This is a genomic window from Paraburkholderia sp. Ac-20347 (assembly GCF_017104805.1).
In the GTDB taxonomy this organism is placed as follows: domain Bacteria; phylum Pseudomonadota; class Gammaproteobacteria; order Burkholderiales; family Burkholderiaceae; genus Paraburkholderia; species Paraburkholderia tropica.
Genome location: NZ_JAAGPN010000647.1, coordinates 1 through 677, shown reverse-complemented (window position 1 = coordinate 677; position 677 = coordinate 1). Strand labels below are relative to the sequence as shown.

1 protein-coding gene is annotated in these 677 nt (G+C 65.6%); it reads right to left on the bottom strand.

The window, feature by feature from the left end; all coding sequences use genetic code 11:
* A partial coding sequence (locus tag G3N97_RS39210) for a serine hydroxymethyltransferase (RefSeq protein ID WP_205998053.1) occupies positions 1-677 on the bottom strand: 677 nt, incomplete at both ends.

Here is a 677-nt window from a genome sequence, read left to right as displayed (position 1 = left end):
TGCGCCGCGCCCAGCACCGCTTCCGCAGCCTTGCCGGTGATGTTCTTCGCGCGCAGATCGACCAGCATCACGTGGCTTTCCGTGCGGCCCGAAACGATACGCAGACCGCGCTTGACCAGCGTTTCAGCCAGCACGCGCGCGTTCTCGACCACTTGCTGCTGATAGGTCTTGAATTCCGGCGTCGCCGCTTCCTTGAACGCCACGGCCTTGCCCGCGATCACGTGCATGAGCGGACCGCCCTGGATGCCCGGGAAGATCGCCGAGTTGATGGCCTTTTCGTGCTCGGCCTTCATCAGGATCACGCCGCCGCGCGGGCCGCGCAGGCTCTTGTGCGTGGTCGTGGTGACGAAGTCGGCGAACGGCACCGGATTCGGGTAGACGCCCGCGGCGATCAGGCCCGCGTAGTGCGCCATGTCGACCATGAAGTACGCGCCGACGGCCTTGGCCACCTTGGCGATGCGTTCGAAGTCGATGCGCAGCGCGAACGCCGACGCGCCCGCGATGATCAGCTTCGGCTTGGTTTCGTGCGCGCGCTTTTCGAGCGCGTCGTAGTCGATGTCTTCGTTGGCGTCGAGGCCGTAGCTCACGACGTTGAACCACTTGCCGCTCATGTTGAGCGCCATGCCGTGCGTGAGGTGGCCGCCTTCGGCGAGGCTCATGCCCATGATGGTGTCGCC